5 protein-coding genes are annotated in these 4,479 nt (G+C 71.3%); 4 read left to right on the top strand and 1 reads right to left on the bottom strand.

From position 1 onward, the window contains the following. Positions 1 to 513: 513 nt before the first annotated feature. A complete protein-coding gene (locus GCU69_RS09640; protein ID WP_098753150.1) occupies positions 514 to 750 on the top strand; it encodes a hypothetical protein in 237 nt (78 codons plus the stop codon). A 207-nt stretch (positions 751 to 957) separates the two neighbouring features. Here the strand turns inward: GCU69_RS09640 and arfB are convergent, their stop codons facing one another. Continuing rightward, the gene (gene arfB / locus GCU69_RS09635) at positions 958 to 1,395 is read right to left on the bottom strand and encodes an alternative ribosome rescue aminoacyl-tRNA hydrolase ArfB (protein ID WP_098753149.1); all 438 of its coding nucleotides are present in this window, start codon (positions 1,393 to 1,395) and stop codon (positions 958 to 960) included. 208 nt (positions 1,396 to 1,603) lie between these two features. Here arfB and GCU69_RS09630 point away from each other — a divergent pair, with 208 nt between their 5' ends. From GCU69_RS09630 to GCU69_RS09620, 3 genes are all read left to right on the top strand, one after another. Then, complete coding sequence (locus tag GCU69_RS09630; RefSeq protein ID WP_098753148.1) at positions 1,604 to 2,179, top strand: TerD family protein; 576 nt, start codon at positions 1,604 to 1,606, stop codon at positions 2,177 to 2,179. Positions 2,180 to 2,481: 302 nt separating this feature from the next. Then, complete coding sequence (locus GCU69_RS09625) at positions 2,482 to 3,570, top strand: S-(hydroxymethyl)mycothiol dehydrogenase (RefSeq protein ID WP_098753147.1); 1,089 nt, start codon at positions 2,482 to 2,484, stop codon at positions 3,568 to 3,570. 32 nt (positions 3,571 to 3,602) lie between these two features. Further along, on the top strand, positions 3,603 to 4,346 hold the full coding sequence (locus tag GCU69_RS09620; RefSeq protein ID WP_235978355.1) for an MBL fold metallo-hydrolase: 744 nt from the start codon (positions 3,603 to 3,605) through the stop codon (positions 4,344 to 4,346). Positions 4,347 to 4,479: the final 133 nt, after the last annotated feature.

Below are 4,479 nucleotides of genomic sequence, written 5' to 3'. Positions count from 1 at the left end.
CGAGGCGGCGGCGACAGCGCCGCGCAACAGCGAGCGGGGTGCGGGGCTCCCGGTTCAATTCACCGGAATACCCCGGACCGAATTCACTCTTTTGGCGGCGCAACCCTTTACGAACCCACTCGTTAACCGGGTTGGCGAATAGGAAATCCAGCAGCCCACCTCCGCCGGCAACAGGCCCGTACCGCTTCGGCGGCACGGGCCTGTTGCATTTCACTCCCGGGGAAATACGACAAGAGGGCCACGCCCCCGCGCCCGGCCCGGACATCCCTGCCACAAGCGGGATCCGGGGCCGCACGGCGCCTTGCGGGACCGCCGCGCGACACTCGCGACACGCGGACGAGAAAAGCAGTAAATGTCCGATTCGCTCGGTTAGTGTTTTCGCCGTGGGGAGGCAACTCCCCGCCCTTCCGGGACGGGCCGTTTGGGGACCCGATCTCGGGAACCGATTTCTCCGGTCGTGTTCAGCGACCGGGGAGACCGGGCCTTCCCTCTCTCGTCAAGGAGACATACAGCATGAAGCTGAAGAAGACCTTTGTCAGCGCGGTCGCCGCTCTCGCCCTGGCCGGCGGCACCACCGGTGCGTTCGCCGACGACGTCGAGGCCGAGACGACGAACGTTCCGATTCTCTCCTGCCTGATCCCCATCAACCTCGCCCTGATCGGCGAGGCGGAGCAGACCAACTGCTCGGCCGCCTCTTCCGCGGAGGAGGAGACCAGCATCAAGGTCGAGGCCAAGAAGAACCACCACTGATCTGCGCGATTGGTTGGTCTCGGGCGCTGTCCCCCCGGCTCGGCCGGGCGGGCGGCGCCCGGGCGCGTTTCCCCGCGGAACGCACCACGGAAGCCCTGGGGAACACGCCAAGGCGACCGCACGAAACACACCGCGGCGACCGTACCGAGCACGCAGCACGTACGGAGCACGCGGTGACCGTACGGGGCACGCAGCGGCCCGCGTGCCTCAGTCCCAGCCGCCTCCGCCGCGGCCGCGCTTCGTCTCGCCGCGCCGCTTCTTCTCCCGCAGCCGCCGCTCGTTGATGCCGCGCGGGATCTTCGTCTTTCTGCGCGGCTTCGGCGGCGGGGCCGTCGCCTGGGCCAGCAGCGACGCGAGCCGGACGGCCGCCGTCTCCCGGTTGCGCCACTGCGACCGGTGCTCGGACGCCCGTACGGTGATCACGCCGTCGGTCAGCCGCCCGGCCAGCCGCTCCAGGGCCCGGTCCTTCCAGACCTGCGGGAGCGACTCGGTCCGCCCGAGGTCGAAGCGCAGCTCCACCTGGCTGTCGCTGGTGTTCACATGCTGGCCGCCGGGCCCGGACGAACGGGAGAAACGCCAGCTGAGCTCGGCCTCCGGCAGGGAGACCGAGCCGCGGATGACATAGGGCCCGGACATGTCTCCCATGATCCCGCCACCCGGCCGCGGAGTCATCCACTTTTCACACCGCGCGGGGCGGCGTGCCGGACGGGTTTCCCCGGCCCCGTCCGGAGCCGGAAGTGAAGAAGGGGCCGCGGGGCGGAACCCGGCGGGACCGTGTCGGCGTTGTGAGGGGTGACGGTAGCTTCGTCTCCGGTACGAAGCCCGACACACTGACGACGAAAGGGACGACCCCATGGCTGTAAGCCTGTCCAAGGGCGGCAATGTTTCGCTCACCAAGGAGGCCCCGGGCCTCACCGCCGTCACGGTGGGCCTCGGCTGGGACGTCCGCACCACCACGGGCACCGACTTCGACCTCGACGCGAGCGCCATCGCGGTGAGCGCGGCCGGCAAGGTCGTCTCCGACCAGCACTTCGTCTTCTTCAACAACAAGGCGACGCCGGACCAGACCATCGTGCACACCGGTGACAACCGCACGGGTGAGGGCGAGGGCGACGACGAGCAGATCCAGGTCAACCTGGCCGGTCTCCCCGCCGACGTCGACAAGATCGTCTTCCCGGTCTCCGTCTACGACGCCGAGGCCCGCAGCCAGAACTTCGGCCAGGTGCGGAACGCCTACATCCGCGTGCTCAACCAGGCCGGCGGCAGCGAGATCGCCCGCTACGACCTGAGCGAGGACGCCGCCACCGAGACCGCCATGGTCTTCGGTGAGCTCTACCGCAACGGCGCCGAGTGGAAGTTCCGCGCCGTCGGCCAGGGCTACGCCTCCGGTCTGACGGGCATCGCCCAGGACTTCGGCGTCAACGTCTGACATCACGCGCAGGCACCGAGGGGCCCCGGAGCGATCCGGGGCCCCTTCGCGCGCCTCCGCACTCCTCCGCACTCCTCCGCGCGCCTTCATGCGCCTTCGTGTGCGCGCCGCGGCGCCCGGGTGGCGCACGGCGATGGGCGCACGGCCCCGGAGGCGCGGCGCGGCGGGCCGCACGGTGGACGGGGCCGGTCCGGGGTATGAGAGTGAGCTGTGCGGATCACCGCCGTAACCGGCCGGGTGGCCGCACGCCAAGTGCCCGTCAGTAACCAGTCCGGCGGAAGCCGGAAGAAGTGAGGCAGTCCATGGCACAAGAAGTGCGCGGCGTCGTGGCTCACGGCAAGGGTGAGCCGGTCCGGGTCGAGACGATCCTCGTGCCCGATCCGGGGCCGGGCGAGGCCGTGGTCCGGGTCCGGTCCTGCGGCGTCTGCCACACCGACCTGCACTACCGGGACGGCGGCATCAACGACGAGTTCCCGTTCCTGCTCGGACACGAGGCGGCCGGGACCGTGGAGTCCGTCGGCGCGGGCGTGACGGATGTCGCACCCGGCGACTTCGTGATCCTCAACTGGCGTGCGGTGTGCGGGACGTGTCGCGCCTGCAAACGGGGACGGCCCTGGTACTGCTTCTCGACCCACACCGCGGCCCAGCCGATGACGCTCGCGGACGGAACCGCGCTCACTCCGGCCCTCGGTATCGGCGCCTTCGCCGAGAAGACCCTGGTGGCCGCCGGACAGTGCACCAAGGTCGACCCCTCGGCCTCCCCCGCGGCGGCCGGGCTGCTCGGCTGCGGAGTGATGGCGGGTCTCGGAGCGGCGCTCAACACCGGGCAGGTCACGCGTGGGGACACCGTCGCCGTCATCGGCTGCGGCGGCGTCGGGAGCGCCGCGGTCGCGGGCGCCCGGCTGGCCGGCGCCTCGAAGATCATCGCGGTCGACCTGGACGACCGGAAACTGGAGACGGCGCGCGGCCTCGGCGCCACGCACACCGTCAACGGCGGTGGCGGCACCGATGTCGTCAAGGCCGTCCAGGAGCTGACCGGCGGCTTCGGCGCGGACGTCGTCATCGACGCCGTCGGCCGCCCCGAGACGTACCAGCAGGCCTTCTACGCCCGCGACCTGGCGGGGACCGTCGTGCTCGTCGGCGTGCCCACTCCGGAGATGAAGCTGGAGCTGCCGCTGCTCGACGTGTTCGGGCGCGGCGGGTCGTTGAAGTCGTCCTGGTACGGCGACTGCCTGCCCGAGCGGGACTTCCCGATGCTGATCGACCTCTATCTCCAGGGCCGGCTGGACCTGGACGCGTTCGTCACCGAGACGATCGGCATCGAGGACATCGAGCCCGCGTTCGAGAAGATGCACCACGGTGACGTGCTGCGTTCGGTGGTGAACCTCTGATGGCGGGCGACGGTACGGAGCACAGGGACGGCATGGAGCGCAGGGACGGCATGGAGCGCAGGGACGGCATGGAGCGCAGGGACGGTACGGCCCGGGACGGCGACGCGGCGGCGGCCGGTCGCGCGGAGGGCGGTGGCACGGAGGGCGGTGGTGTGCGCGTGGACCATCTGGTCACCTCCGGGACATTCTCCCTCGACGGCGGCACCTGGGAGGTCGACAACAACGTCTGGCTGGTCGGTGACGACAGCGAGGTCTTCGTCGTCGACGCCGCGCACGACGCCGACGCGATCCTCGCCGCCGTCGGGGACCGCAGGCTTCTCGGCGTGATCTGCACCCACGGGCACGACGACCACATCGACGCGGCCCCCGAGGTCGCCGACCGCACCGGCGCGCCCGTGCTGCTGCACCCCGAGGACACGGTGCTGTGGGAGATGAAGCACCCCGACCGCAAGCCGGACGGAGCCCTCGCCGACGGCGACGTGCTGACCGTCGGCGGTACGGGCCTCCGCGTGCTGCACACCCCCGGGCACAGCCCCGGCGCGGTCTGCCTGTACGCCGAGGAACTGGGCACCGTCTTCTCCGGTGACACCCTCTTCCAGGGCGGGCCGGGCGCGACGGGCCGGTCGTACTCCTCGTTCCCGGTGATCGTCGACTCGATCCGGGACCGGCTGCTGACGCTGCCGCCGGAGACGGTGGTCCGTACGGGGCACGGTGACGCGACGACGATCGGGGCGGAGGCCCCGCACCTGGAGGAGTGGATCGCACGCGGCCACTGACCGCCTCCGGCGGGGGCGGCGGGGCTGCGGGGCGCGCTCTGGTGTGCGGTGCGCGGGGGCGTTGCGGTGCTCGGGGGCGTTGCGGTGCTCGGGGGCGTGCGAAGCACGAGGGCGTGCGGTGCGGGCGGGGGTG

It is taken from the genome of Streptomyces lycii (assembly GCF_009735685.1).
GTDB classification, from domain to species: domain Bacteria; phylum Actinomycetota; class Actinomycetes; order Streptomycetales; family Streptomycetaceae; genus Streptomyces; species Streptomyces lycii.
The sequence above is the reverse complement of the archived record's forward strand: the minus strand, read 5'-3'. Positions and strand labels throughout refer to the sequence as shown.